The organism is Bacillus sp. V3-13, from assembly GCF_002860165.1.
Lineage (GTDB): Bacteria > Bacillota > Bacilli > Bacillales > Cytobacillaceae > Bacillus_BJ.
The window spans coordinates 13,724-36,488 of record NZ_PGUZ01000024.1; the positions used below are offsets into that span (position 1 = coordinate 13,724).

The window sequence follows — 22,765 nt, forward strand, 5'->3', positions numbered from 1 at the left end:
CCCTAAACTGTTATTCTTATGGTACAACTGGATAAGCAGTTATTATCTCATTTGTTCCAGGCTTTACAACTAACCTCACAGCAGTTTCACCATTAGTTCCAACAACCTTTCCCATTGGAACAACATACGCTCCAGGATCACTCGCTAGAGGTGCGCCTTTTTTGCTCCAAGCCTCATCTACAACTTTGAGCACTTTAGTTTTATCAACATTAAATACAGTATGATTTACCTTGTTCGGATTAGGCGCTGTATGTGCTAGAACATGTTTAACACGGTTTCCAAATTTTTTATCAGTTCCATAAACTAATCCACCAGATGATGTCCACGTTCCGTTGTTATTATATGTGAGTTTTCCTAACTGAACATTATCCGTACCCTTAGTTATACTCCTAGACGATACATTTGATGGCAGTTTACCCGCATATTTTACTGGAGCAGCACCTGTTTTTAATTTGTTATTTCGGGTGATCTTAATGGAATTCGCAGCCAATTTGGCAAGCTTCGGTGACTTCGTTCCCACTTTGATGGCTGCTTTCGCTCCCAATGCCACCGCTTTTGCGCCAGGGATGAAATTACTGGCAATACTGACCGCAGCACCGGCTTTTTGATACCATTTCGATTTCGGGCTCTTTAGGGTTTTGATATCGTCTCCGATGGCAAAATTATACGCTTTTTTCGCTGCCTTTTTCGTTGCTTTCATGCCCTTTTGCAGCCATTTTGGTGCATGACCGTCCGGATCGATGTTATTAACCGGATCCCCATCGGCATATAAGTAGCGGTTTAGGGAAGTTGGTTCGTCTTCTTGCCCTTCATACTCATCCACAACAATGAATCGCCCAGTTTGCGGATCATAATCCCTCCAGCCCATCAGGTACATACCGCTGTCTTTATCATACATGACACCGTATTTTCCGACAAACCGGTACGGATTGTTTTCCGCCACTTCGAGGTTTCCGGTCATGCTTGTAACATTGCCCCACTCATCGTAATCGTAGGAAGCGATGACATTTCCGGCTGAATCGGTTAAGGCAATCACGTCACCGCGGGCATTAAACTGATAGTAATAGAGGGCATCCTGATAGCGAAAGCTTAACAGGTTCCCGTCTTCATCCTTGTAAAAGCTTGACTGGGTTTCCGGAACGCCGCCTGTTTCTTTTGTGATGGTGAAAATTTCACCCTTTGTATCGCGATGGTAATGATAATGGGTTTGCCCGACTGTTTTTGAGAGCCGGTTTCCGTCCTGGTCGTACTCATAAATAATCTGTGGCTGTTCCTTGCCATCCACTATTTTTTGAATGGAAACGAGCTGATTCTGGCTGTTGTAATTGTATACTTGTTCGGTTACTTTCGTGCCTTCTGTCGTAACAGCTTTCGAAAGAACGCCGTTTGGATTAAAAGTGTAGACGGTCGTCCGCAATAAAACTCCGGTGGCATCATCGTATTCTTTCTTTTCGCTGATCTGGTTCGCCGACCCGTACTGATAAGCCGCCTTTAATTTTCCAGTCGTCAGGTTCATCACCTGGAGGACGTTTCCGTTCCCGTCATACGAATATTGGAGCTTGACACCATTCGCTTCTACGGTTTCCAGGAAGCCGTTTGCTGTATACGTATACTTCTTTTTGACCTGTCCTTTATCCGTGATCTGGGCAATTTGCTCCGTATCTGTGTAGGCATAGGCAAGATCGGTGACGATGGCATTGCTCTGGTTTGTCCCTTTAATCGTCGCAACCTTGGTGCCGCCATTGTACGTAAATGCCGTTGTCATGCCCGGTGCCTTGATTTTTGATACTGAATCATCGACTAAATATTCATAGGAGAATGTGTCCAAATTCGGCGTTTGAATTTGTTGTTTTCGATCATTGGCATCATATTTGACGGTTGTTGTCCCTAAAGCGTTCGTAAATGATTCGATATCATCTTTATCGCTAAATTTGGTTTCCGTAACCGTACCGGTGTGGGAAATGGATTCTTTCATTAACCGGTTGTTGGCATCATACGTACTGACCGTTTCATTGTTGTAGATTCCATCGCCGTCTGCATCATATGGCAGCGGCACCGCAACAGTCTGGTCATACAGCCACGTATGAGTCAGGTTGCCATTATTATCGTAATATCTCCTCGTCTCCGTTATTTTTCCGTCGGTAACCCCGGTCTCCTTCCTGACCCGTCCTAATTCATCATAAGTTAACGTTACCTCTTTTGTCGTTGTGGTGGAGGCGTCCTTCTGTTCCTTCACCAGTTTCTTTACTAACTGGCCAAGCTCATCATATTGATACTCGATGACATTATGTTTTACAGTGTTTGTTCCCGGCTGTACCATTTTTACCGATTCTTTAATAAGCTGTCCTTCAGCATCATACTCCCAGTCCGTTTCCGTACCGGTTGAATCGATTTGTTTCAACTTGTCCCCGACCGAATTATACGAATATGACGTTTTCTTGCCTTCAGAAGTGACTACTTCGAGAAGATTTCCGTTTAAGTCATAAACATTATGGGTTGCCCCTTGTTTGTCATAGGAAATCGCCAGGTTGCCAAGGCCATCATAAAGTGCCCACGTTTCTACAATCGGTGTCGAAGATTCTTTTGAATAAATACTTTGATTGTTTCTGTCATACTGAATTTCTGTTGTAACCCCTGTACCGCTGATCTTTTTGATGGCGTTATCGACACCGTCATATTTGGTTTTTTCTACGATCGTATTCGGGTTCCCGGAGGCATCAGTAAAGGAAATCATTCGATCCAGTTCATCATAATTGTAGAAGGTTGTACCCTTTAAATAAGTTTTGCCTGTTGAATTATCGATTGCTATATCTTCTTCTTTAATTTTGTTGTCATTGGCGTCGTAGTGAGTCACACGCTGGTTTCCGATTGGGTCTGTCGTTTTTATTAAACGGTCCGCTGCATCATATTCATAGGTTGAAACGTTGCCATTCCCGTCTTTTTCGGCAACTTTATGCCCCAGCGCATTATAAACATCGACTTCCGTAATGCTGACAACTTCCGGCTCTTGCGGTGTTTGTCCTACATATGCTACTTTCGTCACCTTTGGATGCCTGATAAGAGTCTGCCTGTTATTTTCGTCATACGCATACTCGACCACTTGCTGGGCAGGATTCGTCTCTTTAATCAGATTTCCGTTTTTATCATATTGATAAGCCGTTTTCTTGCCCAAACGGTCGATCGATTCAGTTACTTTCCGGTCGGCGTCATAAACGAAGCGGGCCGTTTGATTAAGCGAGTTCGTTTCAGAAATCTTATTACCCGCCTGGTCATAAGTAAACACCGTTTCCTTTCCGTACGGATCTACTTTACTTGTCAGGTACAAACCATCGGTACTGTATTTAAAGGTTTCTGTTACACCGGCATCTTCCATCCAAACATCATCAATCCAGCTTGTTCCTGCAGTTGCTTGCTGATTAACTTTTATTGTAACAAAAGCTGCGGATGCAGGGAGATCGGACGAAACGTGAACCAGTTTCCAATCTGCCGTTCCAGTAATCGGTGCAAGATTTTTCGTATTCAGCAGCGTTTTGTTGCTGTCGTAAAATGCCAAACTGGCCGTTAAGCCTGTTCCCGTTAAGCCTTCTGTTTTTACCCATAATAGGCCTCTCACAGGAAGCTTTCCTTTCTTAACTGGCACATAATCACTTTCTAATCCAGTATTTCCTGTCAGCATCAGGCTTCGGGCTCCGCCTTTTTTGATTGCTGTATCAAAAGCAATTCCCGTACCCGTTACATTCCATGATGGAACAGAGGAATTCTCGCCTTTTTCAAAACTGAAATTCGGCAAATATCCGTAAAATGCGCCGCGTTCCTTGATTTGCTTCAAGGTGTTTCCGAACGAATCATACTCCCAAGTTGTGGAAAATCCTTCGCTATCGACCATTTTTGTGCGGTTTCCTTTTGCATCATACTCATACGTAGAAACTCTGCCTAATGGATCGATTTCTTTCGTAACGAGATTTGTTCCCGGCTTATATTCATAGATAGAGACAGGAGTATTGCTTCCCCCCTCGACATCAATGGCAGTTGGCTCTGTCTTTTTTAGTAAATTGCCAAGTGCGTCATATTCGAACAAAGTTTTAAAACCTTTGCCGTTAATACTTTCCTTTAAAACATTATCCTGATAAACGGAAAATTCTTTTATATTCAATCCGAATGGATCTGTCACCGTTTCGACCAGGTTTCCATTTTCGTTAAGCTGAAAATTTGTCTTTTGCGATAACATACCGGCACTTGTTTCTAAAGAAATCTTCCGATTGGTTAAGTCATAAATAAAGCTGTCGGTCACAGGAACCGGATCCGCGAGGGCGCCAGTTTTGGCATTCCTTGCCGTATGGGTGCTTTTTACCGTTTTCACCCGCCAGCCATTATAACCATAAATGACTTCGTTTCCATTTGGATCAACACTTTTAATTAACCGATTATTATCGTAGCTGTACTGTAGCTCCCGGTATATGGTGCCAGCCGAATCAAAATACTTAACCGTTGTGAGCAACTTGGCTGGATCATAACCATAAGCAATTTTATTTCCGTTATATAACGCAATTTCTTCGACTAGCTGGTTTGTATTATATTTGAAATTAATTTTCCTGCCGACATCATCGGTCATCGACGTTAATGAACCGCTTGTATATTGGAAGGTGATCTTATTAAGATTTTTATCAGAGATCGAGCTGAGCGATCCATCACTATTAAACGAATAGGAAATGCTGGCCGGACTCAATTCCATAACCGTAAAATTTCCGCCAGCTTCTTTTACCAGTCTTTTAAAAATGCCTTTTGGTGCTGTGTAGGATCCGTCGCCGTTTTTTACAAATAAGTGAATCGAACCGTCTTCATCTGTGTACTGGACATTTCCGTCAGGCAATTCCTTTACTTCGGCCTCTACACTCAGCCTCCATCCTGGGCCAAGCATTCCCTGTCGCGCATCCTGGCTATTATAAACCCGTGAAATCGACGGATCCAGTTGCCGGCCGTCCAATGATGCATCAAGATAATTTAAGACAAGATTCCCGTTTGAAAGGTTTACCTGCCCCTTGCCAAAACCGGATACGATTGATTGCATTCCCCAGAATGATTCAAATCCATAAAATTGATTTGGCTGGTCAACCCAGACCGTTTTAGTTGCATACGAAGTATTCGTTGCTTTGTCCGTTACCGCCAATCGTAAAGTGTACTTGCCCGAAGGAACATTTTTTGTATCCCATTGCGCAAGTATGGCATCCGTTTTTCCTGCTGTATCGGTTTTGACCGTTGTCCAGCTTGTTGGAGAATCTCCTGACCCGTATTCCAAAGTATAGCTGCTTAAATCTGCATCTGCAGCTGTCCCTTTGATATCAACGATTCCGTTAATATACTCGGAATCAGCCGGGGAACTCAGTGCCGCTGCAGGATAACTTGTATCGAGTTTTATCGTCGCACTTGCAGGCAATGATTCATGTCCCGTGGCGTCCTTAAAAACAGCCGTAACTTTTTTATCTCCGTTACCGTCTGATAGCAGCCATGATTTTGTCTGTGAATAAGGCTCATACGGGCTGAACGGTAAATCTTCATTTTGGAATTTTTGCATCAATTGCCCGTTCGCATTATCTTCAGCATTCAGTGTTAAAGTGACATTTTGATTATTAGTAATCGTCTGTCCGCCGTTAATGGCTATCGTTCCAGTTGGGGGCTTTGTATCGACTACCGAAACATTTTTCGATAATGAATCCCCAAACCAGCCTGTCCCGATTTTCAACATACGCCAGCTTGTATTAAATGAACCTAAATCCCTTCCGCTGTTAAACGTCATCTGAAAGGTTTTCGATTGTCCTGTTGAAATCGAATCAGCAGCATCCAATGGAATTGTATCTTTTTTCGAAAAATAATCCGGCGAATTAATGGACCCTAACATGAAATTATTTGCTGCGGTCCATGTTTCGATCCCTTCATTTACGAGAGTAATCGATACCGGTATGCCTGGACCATTTGCCTCCATTGTGTTTGGAATGGCAGAGGAGACCAAGCGGGCGTCTCTCGCTAACCGCGCTACACCGGATCCTACATCTGAATTGAATGAGCCATTGCCGGCTTGATCGACAGCCTGTACATAAAAATAGTAGGGAACCCGTGGATCAAGGTTTGGATCACCGGCCTGCGGGTAGGTAAAGGTTGTACTGGTTACTTCGCGTCCGTTTACCACGTCTGCATGACCGGAAGCCTTTCCAACGAACACTTTATATTTCTGGACTCCCGAATTTGAATCTGTGGAAGCCGGCCATGAAAAGGTAAACTGGCTGTTTAACGCATTTGTTAAAACTGGTTTCCCCGGCTTTGATGGTGCAGTTTGATCTGGAATGGTCGGCGTAAATGGGTCAGACTCACTTGTCGTTCCATACTTATTGTAAGCCTTGATTCGGAACCAATAATTTTTTGAATTCGCATAAATTCCACCCGATTTTTCATAAACTGGCCGCGGATCATCGGCCAATTCCTGACCGGAACCGTCCAAACGCAATGTGTATTGACCGCTCTGAACTTGAGCTGCAGTCGGCCACAGTTTTTTTCCTTTTGTCGTCCAGGAAGTTACATTACCGACATCTATCTCTTCATAATACAGTCCGTTAAAGATAAGAACCTTATAGCCTGATGCTCCGGGCACCGCTGACCAATTTAGGTCGACATAGCCTGTTCCAGTATTGGCACCATTTCCATATGGTGTCCCTCCAGGTGCTGAAGGCCGGTCTGCATAGGTGACTGAAAGATATGGCTGCCCTGACGATGCTTCTACGGCATTAAATTTCCGATATGTTCCGGCAGTGCCTTCATTGGTAGAGCGAATGACCACCCCATAGTTCGCTGTTCCGTCATACCATTGGTCGACAAGGTCTGAAACATCCCAGGAGAGCCAGCCGGCACCGCCATCGGCGGAAACACTTCCAAAATTTCTGCTCGTGTCGATACCCGGTTGAGTATTCCAGGTAATTGTATTTGAATACCAGCCGGAGGTTACTTTCTGAATGTACGCATTGGTACTAATGATCGACCCTAAATTGCTATGTTTGTACGCATTTAATTGAGCACTGATTAACAAACCGCCATTTAAGTCCGGTAAACCGTCAGTAAATTTTAAATAGGATCGGGTAATGCCTGTAGAACTGGTATATCCCGTCCGCAATTCAGGAGTTAAATAATAATTATTGCCCGGATAATTTTGTAATACATAAGAATCACCCGTATTGGTAACCGCACCGCCAACATTTACTGACGGGTCTACAATAATGGGAAATTTCCGATCAGGGTCTGTTACGAAGTCTTTGCTGATGTCCAGCTTAATTGCTTGTTTGCCGCCCTCTTCAACAAGAGTATACTGGATATCTTCTGAATAGGCTCCTTCTGCATCTTCCATGAACGGAGGTGACATGATCCATACAACGTCGCCGTTTTTATTGATGAATTCGATATTTCGTTCAGCTTGTCTCGCCGTTAATGAACCTCCAATCGTAAATAAGAAAGAGGTTTGTGCATTTTTACTGTGCAAAATAATATCTTCTTTAAGGCCACTTCTCAGAATCGTATACTGTATGTCCGTATCAGCAGAAATTCCTTTGTAGTATACATTCTCTTTGTTCCGGGAAACCTGAGTGTCTTTCGCTTTTTCCAGGCCAAAACTCAATTTTTCCTTACCGAATGACAGTGAGACAATGTCTTTTTTATTAGCTTTGTGCGCGAATTTAACGGAAAATTGATTTTCAGTCGATTTGAATTTAAAATCATGCTTGTCAGGTTCATTGTTTTCGAGAATTTTATTTTTAATAGGTTTTAATGTTCCATCGAGATCTTTGTAGTGAACAGGTCCGGTATATACCTCAGAAGTTTTGGAAAAATCGCCGTTCCGGAATGTTTTTGCATTAATCTTTCTTTTTTCTTTTAACTCCTCAACTTTTTCAACATTGTGTAAAAAGGCTTCCTCATTGCTGATCTTTTTAGGCTTTTTTTCTACAGCAGTGGTTGTGTGTTCGTGTCCGCCATGGGCATTGACTGTCGATTCGTTCTTAACGGGAAATAAAGATAAAAACAGGGCTAGAACAATAGTCAAAATTTTCAATCTTTTCATAACAGTCTTTTGCATTTTCTTTCCTCCTCATATTTTTTATGGCTCCACTGTAAGGAAAAGGCTTAGACTGATTTTAACTGATCATCCAATAATTTCATATACATATTTTGGATTATTCTGTTATACATTTTAAGGAAAATAGAAAGCCTAAAATACTATTTATTAGATAGACTTTAGACCTAAAATTGGGAAAAATTGAATAAATCGTAATTCAGAAGTTTGATTAGAGTAATGAGCATGAGGAAAAATAAAGTAAATTCGGGGTACCTGCCCTATTCTTTCACAAGCAAAACTTTTTCAAATCCACATTCGCTGCATGTAAAAAGATGCGGGCATTGCTGGTTTGAATATGTAGTTGGATAGCCGTCTTCCAATTTCATCAGGTCAATTGGCATGTATGGGCTGTAATCATCGTAGTAATCCATGATTCTTCCTTGCTCCGCCAATTGTTTTCCACAAACAGGGCATTCGACTTCCACTTTCCTAAAACCGTTGCAAATCGGGCAGGCTGACATCATGGTTGCTCCTTCCTCTGAAGTATTTTTAGTGTATGTTGTAGGATGATTTTTTATTTGGCCAGCTTCAGGAAATTATTGCTGTTGATTCGTCTGATAATCCATCAAAATAAACGCATACTAATAGTGCATTAGCATTTCCTTCATGATGTTGGGTTAAACCAAGCCCAGGTAGCAGGCCACGCCTGCGGCCGGTGCGAATCCGGCTAACCCAGCCAAAAGAATTCAAATGAGGAGATGATTACTAATGTCCAACAGAAGTGGATCCTCCAACAAACTGCTTGTTCCACAAGCTGGTCCGGCTCTTGATCAGCTGAAAAACGAAATTGCCCAGGAGTTCGGCGTGCAATTAGGCGCTGACCAGACTGCCCGCGCCAACGGCTCTGTCGGCGGTGAGATGACAAAACGCATGATTGCACTGGCCCAACAACAGCTTAGCGGACAGCAGCGTTAATTTGAATTTCTTATTGAGATTTTGCCCCCTTTGCAAGTTGAAGGGGGCATCCTTGTTACACCATCTTTTCCGGCTTAACCCAGAGATCATATTGCTCTTCGTTCACATAGCCTGAGCGGAGTGCCGCTTCCTTCAGTGTAATATTCTCATTGAACGCCAGCTTTGCTATTTCCGCTGCTTTTTCATAGCCAATGTGAGGGTTAAGCGCCGTTACGAGCATGAGCGAATTTTCAACATGGGCTGATATCGTTTCCAGGTTCGCTTCAATTCCAACTGCGCAATTTTCATTAAAGGAAGCGCTTGACTCTGAAAGGAGCCGAATGCTTTGCAGGCAATTGTAAATGATAACCGGTTTAAAAACATTCAACTCAAAGTTTCCCTGGCTGGCAGCAAAGCCGATCACCGCATCGTTCCCGAATACCTGGCATGCAACCATCGTCACTGCTTCACTCTGGGTTGGATTGACTTTTCCCGGCATGATCGAGCTCCCCGGCTCATTGGCTGGAATCGATATTTCCCCGATTCCGCTCCTTGGACCGCTCGCAAGCCAGCGGACATCGTTGGCAATTTTCATTAAATCAGCTGCCAGCGCTTTTAAAGCTCCATGGACATAAACGATTTCGTCATGGCTCGTCAGCGCATGAAACTTGTTCGCTGCTGAACGAAAATCGTGTCCTGTTTGTTTGGTGATTTCCTTTGCCGCTTCCACTCCAAATTTGGGGTCAGCATTAATTCCTGTCCCAACGGCAGTGCCGCCGATCGCCAGATCCAACAAATAATCAGCTGCTTCACCAATCATTTTTTCATCTTTTTCAAGCATGCTCCGCCAGCCGCTGATTTCCTGTCCTAAAGTGAGTGGAGTGGCATCCTGCAGATGGGTTCTGCCGATTTTAATGATATCTGAAAAGGCGTTCCCTTTTTCCTTAAATGTTTCCGCTAAGCTGCGGACAGCCGGCAAGAGCCGTTCTTTTACAGCGATATATGCAGCAATGTGCATCGCTGTCGGAAAGGTATCATTGGAGCTTTGCGACATGTTGACATCATCGTTTGGATGTACCTGAAGATTGTTATCCTCCAATAATTCGTTTGCCCGTTTAGCGATCACTTCATTCACGTTCATATTTGACTGCGTGCCGCTCCCGGTTTGCCAGACGACTAACGGAAAGTGATCGTCGTATTTACCGCTTAAAATTTCTTCACTTGCCTGCACTATGGCCTGTTTTTTTTCACTGGAAAGCTTGCCAAGCCGCTCGTTAACGATCGCTGCCGCTTTCTTGATATGGGCAAATGCATAGATGAGTTCGATCGGCATTTTTTCAATACCAATTTTAAAGTTTTCCTTGCTTCGCTGCGTCTGCGCTCCCCAATATTTATCGGCCGGAACCTTCACTTCACCCAATGTATCCCGCTCAATCCGATAATCTGACATTTGCCTGCCTCCTTCCCTTACAATATATATTCTTTTCCCCAATTCTGCAGCTTTAAAAATTATAAAAGTCCTTTTAAATTTTTTTCCATATGGAAGTTAAAATGATCCTGTGAAAAGTTGGCATTAGAGAGAGACCAGCATCGATTTACCTGGCTAATGCTAACTTCAGGCAGAGTTAAACTCCCAGAGGATAACCTCTGCATTCCTAATTGCTTCTTTCAAGAATTTAAATCCCCTAAAAGGAGAATATTTATGGAATGTTGGATTCTCAGCTGCTTCTTTAAGAGATTCAACAATGTGAGGAGGTGTAGGTAAATCAGGATTACCTTGACTTAGATTTATTACATCAACCCCCATACTTGTAAGCCTTTTTACATTATTTATAATTTTTGAAAACTCTTGATCAAGAAGTGCTGTTACTGTCTCCGATGGTGAAATTGTGATCATAATTAATTATCTCTCCTATACTCTTTACACACCCATATTATTTGTAGATCTTTCAAGGTATAGTTTGTTTACCAATTTGGTATGTATAAACAGACATACCATAATAAGTGAAATTAACCCTATAATGGTTTGGGTATTAGCAAAGTTTATCAGTGTAGACCCAATAGATATAAAAAGACCAATAAGCGCTTCTGAAACAGCAAAAATCCTTCCTTGGATTTGATTGACTGAATTCTCCTGCACTTTTACCTTAGCAAGAACCTCACCGTATTCCATAGCTATAAAAAATCCAATAACTGCCAAAAAAGCGATTGTGAAGCTACGTGAAAACATGAATATAGATAGAGAAGTGAGACTAAGGACAACAAAATAAGTCAATCCTCTGTTACTATTAAACCCCCATTTGTTGACTAATTGAGCACCGATAAAACCTCCCAACCCTATACATATAGTAAGTACAAAGTTGCCAATTTCACCTTTGCCCATATATTTACTTACTATTGGAAAGTAACTGTATACTACTCCCCATAACAAGGCCATTGTCATCATTGTATAAACAGCATTTAATACAAATGGGTTATTTCTTATCTCTTTAATTCCCAACTTAAATGAAACCCCGATAATTTTATAATTTTGCTTTAAGGTTACTTCAGACTCAATATTCATTTTGCCAACAAAGATAGCTGAAATAAAATAGGTTAATGCGTTAAAAGCTACTGCTAACTCTACCGATCCTAGAGCTAAGAAACCTGCACCGACAAGTGCACCTAAAATAATACATAATGTAGTAGCCTTAGCAAATAGTGTATTTATTTTTTTTATATCATCTCCTAATGAAGACATTACTGCTAACCGAGCTGGATTAAAAAATACTCCACTTCCATATGAAAGTAGTAACAGTAATAAAAATAATAAAGGGTATTCTCCTTTAGGTAATAATGTAACGCCCAGGAATATAAATCCTCTTATAATGTCTGTCCACAACATTATTTTCACTCTACTAAATCTATCAATTAATACACCTAAAAAGGGTTGTAATATCATAGGGATACTTCTCACTATGATTACCCCGGAAGTTACCCAATAATCATGATAATAAGTCGATAAGATTAGAAGAGCGGGCAAAACACAATAGTCTCCCATGAAAGATAATGCTTGCCCATATAATAATAATTTGGAGTTTTTACTAAGATTACTCATGTTGTTAAGGAAACTCCTTTTTTAATCAATTCAGCATTTTTTTGTATATTTTGAATTGATTTTACTATATTGTGAGAGTTATTACCTTTTAATTCCATATAAGCAAGACCATTAAATGCCTCAAATAGTGTTAAATCTACTTCAGAACCTTTAGCTATTGTATTAAACGCTGTAATCTTTGTATCACCAACCAAAGCATTTTCTGGCAATTTTATATCTTCAAAAATCACAGTTTCTAAGTCAATGGGTAATTGTCCATTTTGTTTAAAGTTATAAGGATATAGATGGAAGTCCGCAATATACTCTAATGGATTATCTAATAATTCACCTGGTAAATCTGATGAATAGCCATTACATAAAATATCTACTAAGATTTGAGCAGCATCAACGTTATATGCCTTCTTAATATTTGGAATCATATTCCAACCTGCAAATCTTGCGGCTGTCTCAATGATACCTACTTCCCTGTTTTTCATTAATTTCACTTCTGTATGAGTTGAACAATACTGTAATCCAAGCCCCTCATTAGCCTTAGCAACTGCAGTGATAATTCTTTTTTTCGCATCATCATCTAATACTGTAGATGTTATATGAGCAGTTTCAGTAAAACCTATTTGAGGAGTTTTATCATGAATTACTAGCGGATAGTATTTTCCATTAACCATCATACCTTCAACGCTAACATAGTCTGAGTAACCCTTTTCTGTGTACCAATCTTCATATTCTCCTTCTAAAAACTCCTCAACTATAAATGGTGCCTTAAATGTAACAGCTTTTGGAACATCTATACTTTCTAAATATGCTTTTGCTTTAAAAAAAAGATCTTCAGCAGTTTCTTTTTCGTGAATGAATGTCACACCAATGGAACTAGCTAAATATGTTGGTTTTAAAACTAAGGGAACACCAACATGTTCTAATGCGTTACGAAAATCTTCTAGTGTTGTCACCCTTTTACTTTTTACGGATTTTACTCCGGAAGAATTAAAAGACTCTCTCATTAAGTTTTTATCCCTAGCTTTTTGAGCTGCTTCTACACCTGCCCCTCTTAACCCAAGCTTTTCACAGGCTTTAGCCATAGGCGCTATAAACAACTCGTTATTTGTAGTTATTGCCTTAACATTAAACATTTTTGCTACCTTAACAATGTCTTCCACTACTAATTCTTCCGGTTTATCATACTCCTTTTGAGCCCAATAAACTGAATCAGGATGCTCAAAATCAGATATATCTTTAAAATAGTCTGAATCCTTTACTACTGCTATCGAATAAGTTTCAATAAAGTTAGCATGACTTTTTGTGATAGCAAAAGGTCTTGGAATATAACTAACTATATTATATTTTTCTGCCACACTTTTATAAAACATATGTGGAGGACAACCTCCAAGGTCAGCAATTACTAGTACATTCTTTCTTTCCATAATATACACTCCTCTTCTATTTTGCTGTGTATCCACCATCAACACATATAGCAGCACCTGTAATATAACTTGACATATCTGAAGCGAGGAAGACCATTGTATTTGCTACATCCTCTACCGTACCTAAACGACCGGCTGGACTTAGTTGCGCTTTCTGTTTTCTAATCTCCTCAAATGTACCAACATTATTTATTGTAAAAGCTATTCCATACATAGGCGTATCACACCTAAATAATTGAATTAAATCAATGTCTGGCCTTATGTAAAAATCCTTAATCCCCTCGTAAGCATGTGGAACGATAACATAATTTAATGAACCCTGTAAAAGACTGTATATACTTTCCTCAAATGTGTTAAATAAGAATAATTTGCTGCTAAGCCCTGGGTAGATAAATAATTTCTTGCGAATAAATTAGTAGCATATTCACTACTTGTCCCTGTAGGTCCTAAAGTACCGAGGTTCACAATGTTAAGATCAGTATTTGCGTTCTCATTAACTGAATCAGTTAAAACTAACAATTTAATCACCACATTTTCATTTATTTTTCACAAAATTATTAATACACAATCTCCCATATAGCTGTATGAAAATTTTTATAGAGATCCCTTATATTTACAAAAATAATAGAAAACTTTCACCAACATGTCAATAAAATAAAAGTAAAATGTTATAAAATTAGGTAGATATTACTATTTTGCTAAAAATAACTGAACTTCCGTTGACAATTATATCAACGAAAGTATTGATCTCACATTTATTTTTATTAAATAAGGGGATAAGGTCTATGTTTGATATGAACGCAAATCAATTAGGAGCAGAAATAAAACGTTTAAGAAAAATTCATAAAATGTCACAAAAGGAATTAGCTTCTGGGATCTGTACCCAGCCTGCAATAAGTGGAATTGAAAGCGGAAAAGTATATCCCAGTATAGATATTCTCTACCTGCTTTCCATACGCTTACGTGTATCAATGGATTATTTCTTAAAAATACTCTTAAATGATTCTTCAACATATATAGAAGATACAAAGGAACACATTGATGAACTTCTGAAGAATAAGGATTATCAAGAGATTTATGAATTATGTAAGTTTGAATTGCAACAACTTAAGCACAGAAATATGAACTTCACATTCACTCAATTCATTAAATGGTGCCACTCTGTTTCTAGCTATTACCTGGGAATAATCAAGTGGAAAAAATGTATAGAAGAATTGAACAATTTACTTGACGACTCTCATTTACTAACCGGTCATAAATTTCAAGATTGAAAATAATAAATAGTATTGCAATCATTTACGCGGAAAATAATAGATACAGCGAAAGCTTGGCGGAGTATAGTAAAATACTCTCTCATAAGAAATTTTTATTTGAAGAGCCAAAGTTTCTTTTAAAGATCCACTATAATGTATCTAAACTTTATTTCCTAATTAAGGAATTCGAATGCTCTTTGCTTCATGCCAAAGAAGGAATTTCTCTGTCATTGAGAATGGAGGATATGTCTGTCTTGGGGCAACTGTTTTTTCAACAAGGACAATGTCTTGAAGTATTAAATAAACCAGTGGATGTTATAATAAGAAGCTATAAGCATTCTTATAATATTTTTCAATTACTTAAAAGAGAAAATTACATAACAATGGTGAAGACTCAAAAAGGGAAATATCTTATGAACTAACTGTAGTATTACGAAAATGAACCACAGTTATGTCATAAGGAAGGCTAATGTGCTTAAATCAAGCCTGTCTCCTTTGAAAATTTGTTTTCTTGTTATTCTTAGAAATTTTCCCTAAAGGCCTCTGATTACTACCATTTTTCCGTTTTTCTAATAACAAAATAGGGGCGGTCTAAAAAGTCCATTTTAGAGTAAAATGCACTCAAATTAAAAACCCAAGAATGTTGATTTAACAGCATTCTTGGGTTTTACTTTTTTAAGACTTCGGCTGAAATACCACTTTTGGGACAGCCCCCTTATCAAACAGAATGTTCTATTTAAAGCAGATCATGTTGTCAAGTAGTGAGTGTAGTTCTATCCCTTATCAGTCGTTTCATAGCAAATGGCATGTCTGAAATGATAAGAAAAGTGGGTATACGACGCTTATTTGCAGCTGCCCATAACCTAAAAAAACTGCCCGTAATTTCGGACAGTTTAAGAGGCCTTAATAATTGAATAGCCGATAAAATAGCCAAGCACCATGATACTTGCAATTGTAAGCGTCACTGAAAATAACTCCATATAAAAAATCCTCCTTTTATTGAAGTCGCTGATTATTTTTAACATATCATGAAAACTCGGCCAGCAATTGTGATATTTATCACCAATTGGTGACAGGTGCGTGACAGTTTTATGAACGAATCGCTTCAAAAAAAGAAAAAGAGAGGCAACCAACAGGTACCTCTCCTAATCTCAGCCTGCAAGCGTGTTGCTTCCCTGCTGCAGCTGATACATTTGATAATATTTACCCTTCAATTCCATCAGCTCTTCATGGTTGCCTTTTTCAACGATGGAGCCGCGGTCTAAAACCAGAATCTGGTCGGCATTTCGAATCGTTGAGAGCCGGTGGGCTATGATAAAGGTCGTCCGGCCTTTTTTCAATACTTCCATTGCCTCCTGGATGACAGCTTCCGTTTCTGTATCAATACTCGAAGTGGCTTCATCCAAAATCAAAATGGCCGGATCAAAAGCAAGAGCGCGCGCAAATGAAATTAACTGCCTTTGTCCGCTTGAAAGCGTACTGCCTTTTTCAATCACCGGCTCATCATAGCCATTTTCGAGGTTGCTAAAAATCCGGTCCGCCCCGACATCAGACAGCGCTTTTTCAACCTTGGCCCGGCTGATCGAAGGATCATCAAGGCTTACATTGGAAGCAATCGTCCCGGTGAACAAGAACGGGTCCTGCAACACAATCCCCATATGGCGACGCAAAGTTTGCCGGGGCATTTCTGTTATATCCTTTCCGTCAATAACAATCCGGCCTTTCTGGCTATCATAAAAACGGAACAGCAAATTCATAATTGAACTCTTTCCAGACCCGGTATGGCCGACGAGTGCAACGGTTTCCCCGTGCTTGGCTTCGAAGTCAATGTTTTTCAGGACATATTCGCCTTCCTTGTATCCAAACGACACATTTTCAAAGACAACATTCCCTTTGTAGCGCGGAACTTTTTCCTCGCTTACGTCAATTCCTTCTTCATCCATCAGCTTGAATACCCGTTCACCGGCAACAAGAGCCTGTTCGAGATTTGCCAGCTGATTGACGATTCCCTGGACCGGGTGGAAAAGACGGTTGATATAATCGACAAACGCATAGAGCATCCCGAGCGAAATGACCGCGGAAGGCGTTAGCGATTCAGCCCCAAAATACCAGATAAAAGCAACAAATACGATATTCCGGAGTACCCCGACCAGGTTATGGGAGGTAAGCGAATTGAGGCTCAACAGTTTATTTTGAAATACAAAATGCTCATTGTTAAGAGCTTCAAACTCCTTCTGCGTTTCCTTCTCCCTGCTGAAGGCCTGGATGATGTTCATTCCCTGGATCGACTCGTTGATCATCCCATTAATATCGCTCACTCTTGCGCGGATGACATGATTATATTTAGAGGCGAATTTTCGGTACACCTTCATCCATACATATAAAATCGGCAGGAGCAGCAAACAGATCGCCGCCAGCTTCACATTTAAAATAAATAACGCCACGTAAATACCGGCTATATAAATAGCACTCGTGAAGAAGGTTGACAGCACCGTCACGTATAATTCCCTGATCGCTTCGGTATCATTGGTGATCCGGGCGACGACCTTTCCGGCAGGAAGATTATCAAAATAACGAATCGGCAGACGCTGAATTTGCCCGAACACATCCTCGCGCATCTTTTGGATAATCCGGTTTGCCGACTTTTGCAGATAATAGCGCTGTCCATACTGGAAAAAGGCAGCGATGACAATCAGCCCAAAATAAACGCCAAGCAGTCCGATGATCTTCGGAATTTCCGGACCATAAAACTTAATCAGTTCGTTACCTTTTAAAAGCTCCGCATTAAAACTCTCTTCCTGCTTGCCTTGCTTAATCGTTAACTTGCCGTCACTGAAGCTTCTTTTTCCATCCAGTTCGACCGGCTCCTCGACAAACACAAAGTCCCTTCCGGCCTGAAGAATCCGGACTTCGGCCAGTTTAACTTCGTCTTCAGCAAGGTAATAATCACGTTTATAGAAGTTCCCTTTATAGGAAACCGCGTCTTCACTTTCTTCTGTTTGGTACCAGACAGATTCAATGCCCATAATATGCTGGTCAATCACCCGTTTGGCAATAAACGGCCCGGCCAGATCAGCTGTTACCGCAATGGTCAGCATCGCCAGTGCGGCGATGATCATACTTTTATAGCTTAACGCATATTGAAACAATCGTTTCCCTGTTCTCATGACAGCACCTCCTCTTCTGCAGCAGCTTCTGCCTGCTGCCTGATGTACTGCTCTTTATACCAGCCGTTGCTGCTCATTAATTCTTCATGCGTTCCTTCTTCAATCACTTTACCGTTATCAAAAACGATAATATGCTCAGCGTGCTGGACAGCAGACATTCGGTGCGTAGTAATGATTGTTGTTTTTCCGCTCCGTTCGCTGCGAATGTTATCAATAATCTTCTTTTCTGTTTTCGAGTCGACCGCTGATAATGAGTCGTCAAGGATGAGGATTTCCGGATCCTTGATCAAGGCCCGGGCAATCGAAATCCGCTGTTTCTGGCCGCCTGACAGGGCCACACCTTTTTCGCCGACAAGAGTCTCAAGCCCGTCTGGAAGCATCTCAAGATCTTTGCGGAATGCAGCAAGGTCAATCGCCTTTTGCAAATCAGCTTCGCCGGCATCCGCCGAACCAAACAGAATATTTTCCTTCACCGTTCTTGAAAAAAGAACATGGTCCTGCGGCACATAGCCAATCCAGCCTCGCGTTCTTTCAAGGGCCTGTTCATGGATAGGCACTTCGGATACAGCCAATTCTCCCGTTCCGGCCGGATACTCCCTTAACAGCTGCTTGATAAAGGTCGTTTTCCCGCTGCCGGTTTTGCCGACGACTCCGAGTGTTCCCCCTTTTTCCAGCTTTACATTAATGTTTCGCAGGTTATCACCATTTGACGATGGATAGCGGAAAGAAAGCTTGTCAAAAGTGATGGTTTCTGGTTGGTCGACGCTGACCGGCTGCAGCGGATCCTTGACATCCTCTTCGTATGCGAGTGTTTCCTGAACCCTGTCAAGGGAAGCATTTCCCCTCTGCATCACATTGATTAATTCGCCAATCGCAAACATCGGCCAAATCAGCATCCCAAGATACACATTAAAAGCGACAAGATCTCCAAGGGTGATGGTCTGTTGAAAAACCATATGTGCGCCATAACCGAGTCCGATTAAATAGCTTAGCCCGACAATCACTTTGATGGTTGGATCAAAGAGAGAGTCAATTTTCGCTACTTCAATATTTTTATTGTATACATCCTCAGTTAACCGGTGGAACTTCTCTTGATCCGCTTTTTCCTGCACGTATGCCCGAATGACCCGGACACCCGAAACCGATTCAAGCACCCGGTCATTCAATTCGCCGAACGCATCCTGGGCGCTCATGAACCGTGAATGAATTCGCTTCCCGTAAATGTTCATTAACAAGGCCATGATCGGAAGCGGGAGGATCGCAGCCAGTGTCAGCTTCCAGCTGATTAAAAATCCCATCGTAAAAAGAATCGTCAGCATAAAAATAGTCGAATCAACAAGCGTTAATATCCCGAAACCTGCCGTCACCGAGATTGCCTTTAAATCGTTGGTGGCCCGGGCCATCAAATCTCCGGTCCGGTTCTTTTCAAAAAATGTCGGCGTCATTTTTAGTAAATGGCCCATAAATTGCGAGCGAAGCTTCCGTTCCACCAAAAAGGCGCCGCCAAATAATTGGTACATCCATATATAAGTGATTCCATAGGAAACAACCGTAATCACGGCTAAATAACCCAGATATTGAAAAACCTTTTCAATGGTCATTGAGCCGATGTGAATTTCATCGATGGCCATCCCGACTAATTTTGGCGGCATCACATCAAGAATTCCGACAAGAATAAGCAGCACGATCGCAACCGTGTACCTTTTCCAATTTTCTTTAAAAAACCAGCTTAACTTCTTGAATACCGAAAACATCTGTGTTTTTCCTCTCCTTTAGCAAAGTTGTCACGACTAACCGCCTTCGAGCTCCCCAGCGGAAATGCCAATCCTTTCTGTTTGAATTCTTAACATTTTTATTCCTCCTCCTGAATTGTTTTTATAGAAAACGGGATTTACCCGGTTTTCAAGGGGATTTGTGGACAAAAAAAGACATACCGCAGCATGCGATATGTCTGGTAAAAGAAATAAAGGCAGACAAAAAGGCACACGTCACGTATAACGTAACCTGTGCCATATTCCACTTAAGTAAATTTCAGGCAAAACGATAAAAAGGGCAGGTTACGATCTGTTTGTATGAAATTGTTTCATTCACTAATTGAATTAAGATCATCGGTAACCCTCCTTTTTGTTGTAAATTTTTTCTTCCTTTGTTAGGTTATCACTGGATTCAAGGAAAGTCAATCGCTATTTATCTGATTTTTTCGGGATTGATCAGATCATTTTGTCGATAAAAACAGTCGTTTCTTTGGCAAGATTGACTTCTTTCACTTCACTGTCGTCAATATGAAATGACGATTTAAACACTTTAACGATCGGGCGCTGCGGCAATCCGCGGTTTTGCGAAACTACCACACCAGTTTCACCTGTGGTCAGCTTTACATGGCTTCCGTTCGGATAAAAAGCGACAGACCGTAAAAAATTCCAGACGGTTTCATGGTCATAATGCAAATTTGTTAAGGCCATTATTTTCTCACATGCTTCATAAGGAAAAAGCGGCTTATCGCCTGTTGCGCCATAAATCATATTGTCATAGTCATTTGTCACAGCTACAATCTTTGAAAATAGATGAATATCCCCTTCTGTGAGGCTGCGCGGATATCCTGATCCATCAGGATGTTCGTGGTGCTGCAGCGCTACAACGGCTGACAGCTTGCTCACTTCCGGGTTTTTTCGCAGCAGGTTAAAGCCTTTCCACGTATGGTCATTTTCCTTACTGCTGTAACCTGGCTGATCCGGAGTGGTCTTTCCGATATCGTGCAGGAGCGCGCCTACTGAAAGGTCCCGCAGCTTTGACCGGTCCAGCCCCATCTTTAATCCTACTAAAACAGATAACACACACACATTAAACGAATGCAAAAAAAGCGCATTATCTTTCGTGCGAATATCATTTAAATGGGCCAGTACCTCTTTTCTTAAGGTAATCTCATCAATAATCGAGCTTGCTACCTTGCTCACAGCTTTTAACTTAAAATCCTTCTCACCGGACTGGACATATTGATATAGAGTTGACAGTAAGGAGGCTGCTTCCCGTTTTGTTTCCTGACTAATCACATCCTCTTCATCTATCATTATTTCCGGATTACTGCTGTCCTTGATATACAACGCAGTAATCCCCATTTGCCTTAGTCTTGATAATAGGCCAAATGTTAACAGGACATTTTCTTCAAGCAGGGCCCTGCCGTCACTTGCAAAGATAGGTTTTGCCAAATATTCACCCTGGACGACTTGATCAATGGGCATGTATTTCATCGCATTTCCTCGATTCCACATGTTGTTAATTTAAGTGAAGTGAACCTCTCTCCAATAATTTGGAGAGCTTCTCGCTTCATTGAGCCGGCTATTGCCGTTCTCTCCACGAAGGCTAGTTCCTAGCCCTATGTTGTACGTTACGATACTGCTTCTATCGCACGATGAAGGATATTGATACTGGCGTTTACATCCCTGTCGCATTCCAAGCCACATGAAGGACAATGATGAACCCGGTCTGCAAGTGTTTTCTTCACCATTTCATTACAGTTGGAGCATTGTTGACTGGTGTTTCGTGGATCAACCAATACCACACACTTACCGGCGCTTTCAGCCTTGTAAGTGGTGAATGTTATCAGCTGATTCCATCCAGCATCCGAAATCCTTTTGGCCAGACGATGATTTTTTACCATGTTTGTAATGTTCAAATTCTCAAACGCAATCAAGTCATATTGATTCACCAGGATTCTGCTTACCTGGTGGGCATTGTTTCTTCGCTGATTGGCAATATACTCGTGTTTCTTTGCCAGTAAGGCGACGGCCTTTTTCCGGCGCTGTGACCCTTTCTTTCGTTTGAATACCATACGTTGTAACCGTTTCAGCTGCCGTTCTGATTTCAGGAGGTATTTGGGGGAGTCAAAGAATTGACCATCTGAGGTGACCGCCAAATGTCTGACACCCAGATCGACACCGACTTTCTTATTGGTTGAAAGGTTTGCTTGCTTATTCATTTCACATGAAAGAGAAACAAAATATTTGCCGTTCTTTTCTATCACGGTGCAGGTTTTGATGTTTCCTTTTACCTGTCGATGCAACTTGATCCGCACCTTCCCAATTTTGGATAGGTTGATATATTTTCCTTCCAGTGAAAACCCGCTTTGCGGATAGGTGAAACTCCGATAGCGATTCGCCCCTTTAAAGCGGGGAAATCCTGCATTCTCCCCTTTTTCGAGGCGTTGAAAAAAAGACTGATACGCGTTATCCAGACGCTCCACTACATTTTGTAATACCTGCGAATGAACCGATTTGTATTCGGGGCACTCTTGTTTCAGTTCAGGCAGTTCTTTCTTTTGTGAATAAAAGGTAAGCGAGACACCATATTTTTTGTACGCCGCAATCCGCTCCTCCAAACAGGCATTGTAAAGCCTTCGGCAGTACATCAGTGTTTCACCAATTTTTTGCCGTTGCTTTTCTGTCGGTTCGATCCGGAATTTAAAAGTACGTATCATGGGGAATTTCCTCCTTTCGTTTGGTTTTCAATATATTTTTTTATGGTCTCTTCGGAAATGGATCCAACTGTTTCGATGTAAAAACTACTATTCCAAAGATGGCGTCCCAAAGTACCTTTTTGAGTTCCGGAAATTTGATAAAAAGCTTACGTACCGAAATCCCTTCTCAGCATCTTTACGATGTAGGAGGGGGCAATCTTTGGATGGGAGGATGCGAATATGTGAACATGATCCTGCTCGCCCACTTCCATCATGACCAATTCAAAATCCTTTTCTTTCGCTATTTCCCGGAAGAGTTCTTTTAGAAAGC

14 protein-coding genes and 1 pseudogene are annotated in these 22,765 nt (G+C 41.2%); 3 read left to right on the top strand and 12 right to left on the bottom strand.

Annotation, left to right across the window (positions count from 1 at the left end; genetic code table 11):
- Positions 1-16 precede the first annotated feature (16 nt).
- Together CU633_RS10010 and CU633_RS10015 are read right to left on the bottom strand one after the other, a co-directional pair.
- Entirely contained in the window at positions 17-8,113 is an 8,097-nt protein-coding gene (locus CU633_RS10010) for a DNRLRE domain-containing protein (protein ID WP_101659982.1), read from the bottom strand.
- A 257-nt stretch (positions 8,114-8,370) separates the two neighbouring features.
- Positions 8,371-8,613: a hypothetical protein gene (locus CU633_RS10015; RefSeq protein WP_101659984.1), complete on the bottom strand. Its 243-nt coding sequence runs from the start codon at positions 8,611-8,613 to the stop codon at positions 8,371-8,373.
- Between the two features lie 247 nt (positions 8,614-8,860).
- Here CU633_RS10015 and CU633_RS10020 point away from each other — a divergent pair, with 247 nt between their 5' ends.
- On the top strand, positions 8,861-9,067 hold the full coding sequence (locus CU633_RS10020) for an alpha/beta-type small acid-soluble spore protein (RefSeq protein WP_101659986.1): 207 nt from the start codon (positions 8,861-8,863) through the stop codon (positions 9,065-9,067).
- A gap of 55 nt (positions 9,068-9,122) precedes the next feature.
- On the opposite strand, the gene fumC is transcribed toward CU633_RS10020, so the two are convergent.
- From fumC to CU633_RS10045, 5 genes are all read right to left on the bottom strand, one after another.
- Entirely contained in the window at positions 9,123-10,496 is a 1,374-nt protein-coding gene (fumC, locus tag CU633_RS10025; RefSeq protein ID WP_101659988.1) for a class II fumarate hydratase, read from the bottom strand.
- Between the two features lie 165 nt (positions 10,497-10,661).
- Positions 10,662-10,943, bottom strand: a complete 282-nt coding sequence (locus CU633_RS10030; RefSeq protein WP_101659990.1) for an aminotransferase class I/II-fold pyridoxal phosphate-dependent enzyme — start codon at positions 10,941-10,943, stop codon at positions 10,662-10,664.
- Between the two features lie 24 nt (positions 10,944-10,967).
- Positions 10,968-12,143 carry an MFS transporter gene (locus tag CU633_RS10035; RefSeq protein WP_101659992.1) on the bottom strand — a complete coding sequence of 392 codons (1,176 nt, stop codon included), beginning with the start codon at positions 12,141-12,143 and terminating at the stop codon, positions 10,968-10,970.
- Positions 12,140-13,561: an ATP-grasp domain-containing protein gene (locus CU633_RS10040; protein WP_101659994.1), complete on the bottom strand. Its 1,422-nt coding sequence runs from the start codon at positions 13,559-13,561 to the stop codon at positions 12,140-12,142. The genes CU633_RS10035 and CU633_RS10040 overlap by 4 nt, the downstream gene beginning before the upstream one ends.
- 16 nt (positions 13,562-13,577) lie before the next feature.
- Positions 13,578-13,775: an SDR family oxidoreductase gene (locus tag CU633_RS10045; protein ID WP_101659996.1), complete on the bottom strand. Its 198-nt coding sequence runs from the start codon at positions 13,773-13,775 to the stop codon at positions 13,578-13,580.
- 571 nt (positions 13,776-14,346) lie between these two features.
- Here CU633_RS10045 and CU633_RS10050 point away from each other — a divergent pair.
- Positions 14,347-14,832 (top strand): helix-turn-helix domain-containing protein, encoded by a 486-nt coding sequence (locus CU633_RS10050; protein WP_101659997.1) that lies wholly within the window; start codon positions 14,347-14,349, stop codon positions 14,830-14,832.
- Positions 14,829-15,236: a hypothetical protein gene (locus CU633_RS23615; protein ID WP_101659998.1), complete on the top strand. Its 408-nt coding sequence runs from the start codon at positions 14,829-14,831 to the stop codon at positions 15,234-15,236. The genes CU633_RS10050 and CU633_RS23615 overlap by 4 nt, the downstream gene beginning before the upstream one ends.
- A gap of 729 nt (positions 15,237-15,965) precedes the next feature.
- Here CU633_RS23615 and CU633_RS10065 read toward each other — a convergent pair.
- The 5 genes and pseudogenes from CU633_RS10065 to tnpA form a co-directional block, all read right to left on the bottom strand.
- Positions 15,966-17,981 (bottom strand): ABC transporter ATP-binding protein, encoded by a 2,016-nt coding sequence (locus tag CU633_RS10065; protein WP_101660002.1) that lies wholly within the window; start codon positions 17,979-17,981, stop codon positions 15,966-15,968.
- Positions 17,978-19,735 carry an ABC transporter ATP-binding protein gene (locus CU633_RS10070; RefSeq protein ID WP_101660004.1) on the bottom strand — a complete coding sequence of 586 codons (1,758 nt, stop codon included), beginning with the start codon at positions 19,733-19,735 and terminating at the stop codon, positions 17,978-17,980. The genes CU633_RS10065 and CU633_RS10070 overlap by 4 nt, the downstream gene beginning before the upstream one ends.
- Before the next feature lie 456 nt (positions 19,736-20,191).
- A complete protein-coding gene (locus CU633_RS10075; RefSeq protein WP_101660061.1) occupies positions 20,192-21,229 on the bottom strand; it encodes an HD-GYP domain-containing protein in 1,038 nt (345 codons plus the stop codon).
- A gap of 137 nt (positions 21,230-21,366) precedes the next feature.
- The gene (locus CU633_RS10080) at positions 21,367-22,455 is read right to left on the bottom strand and encodes an RNA-guided endonuclease InsQ/TnpB family protein (RefSeq protein WP_101660007.1); all 1,089 of its coding nucleotides are present in this window, start codon (positions 22,453-22,455) and stop codon (positions 21,367-21,369) included.
- A pseudogene (gene tnpA / locus CU633_RS23620) lies at positions 22,452-22,706 on the bottom strand (IS200/IS605 family transposase). The gene CU633_RS10080 and the pseudogene tnpA overlap by 4 nt, the downstream one beginning before the upstream one ends.
- Positions 22,707-22,765 lie beyond the last annotated feature (59 nt).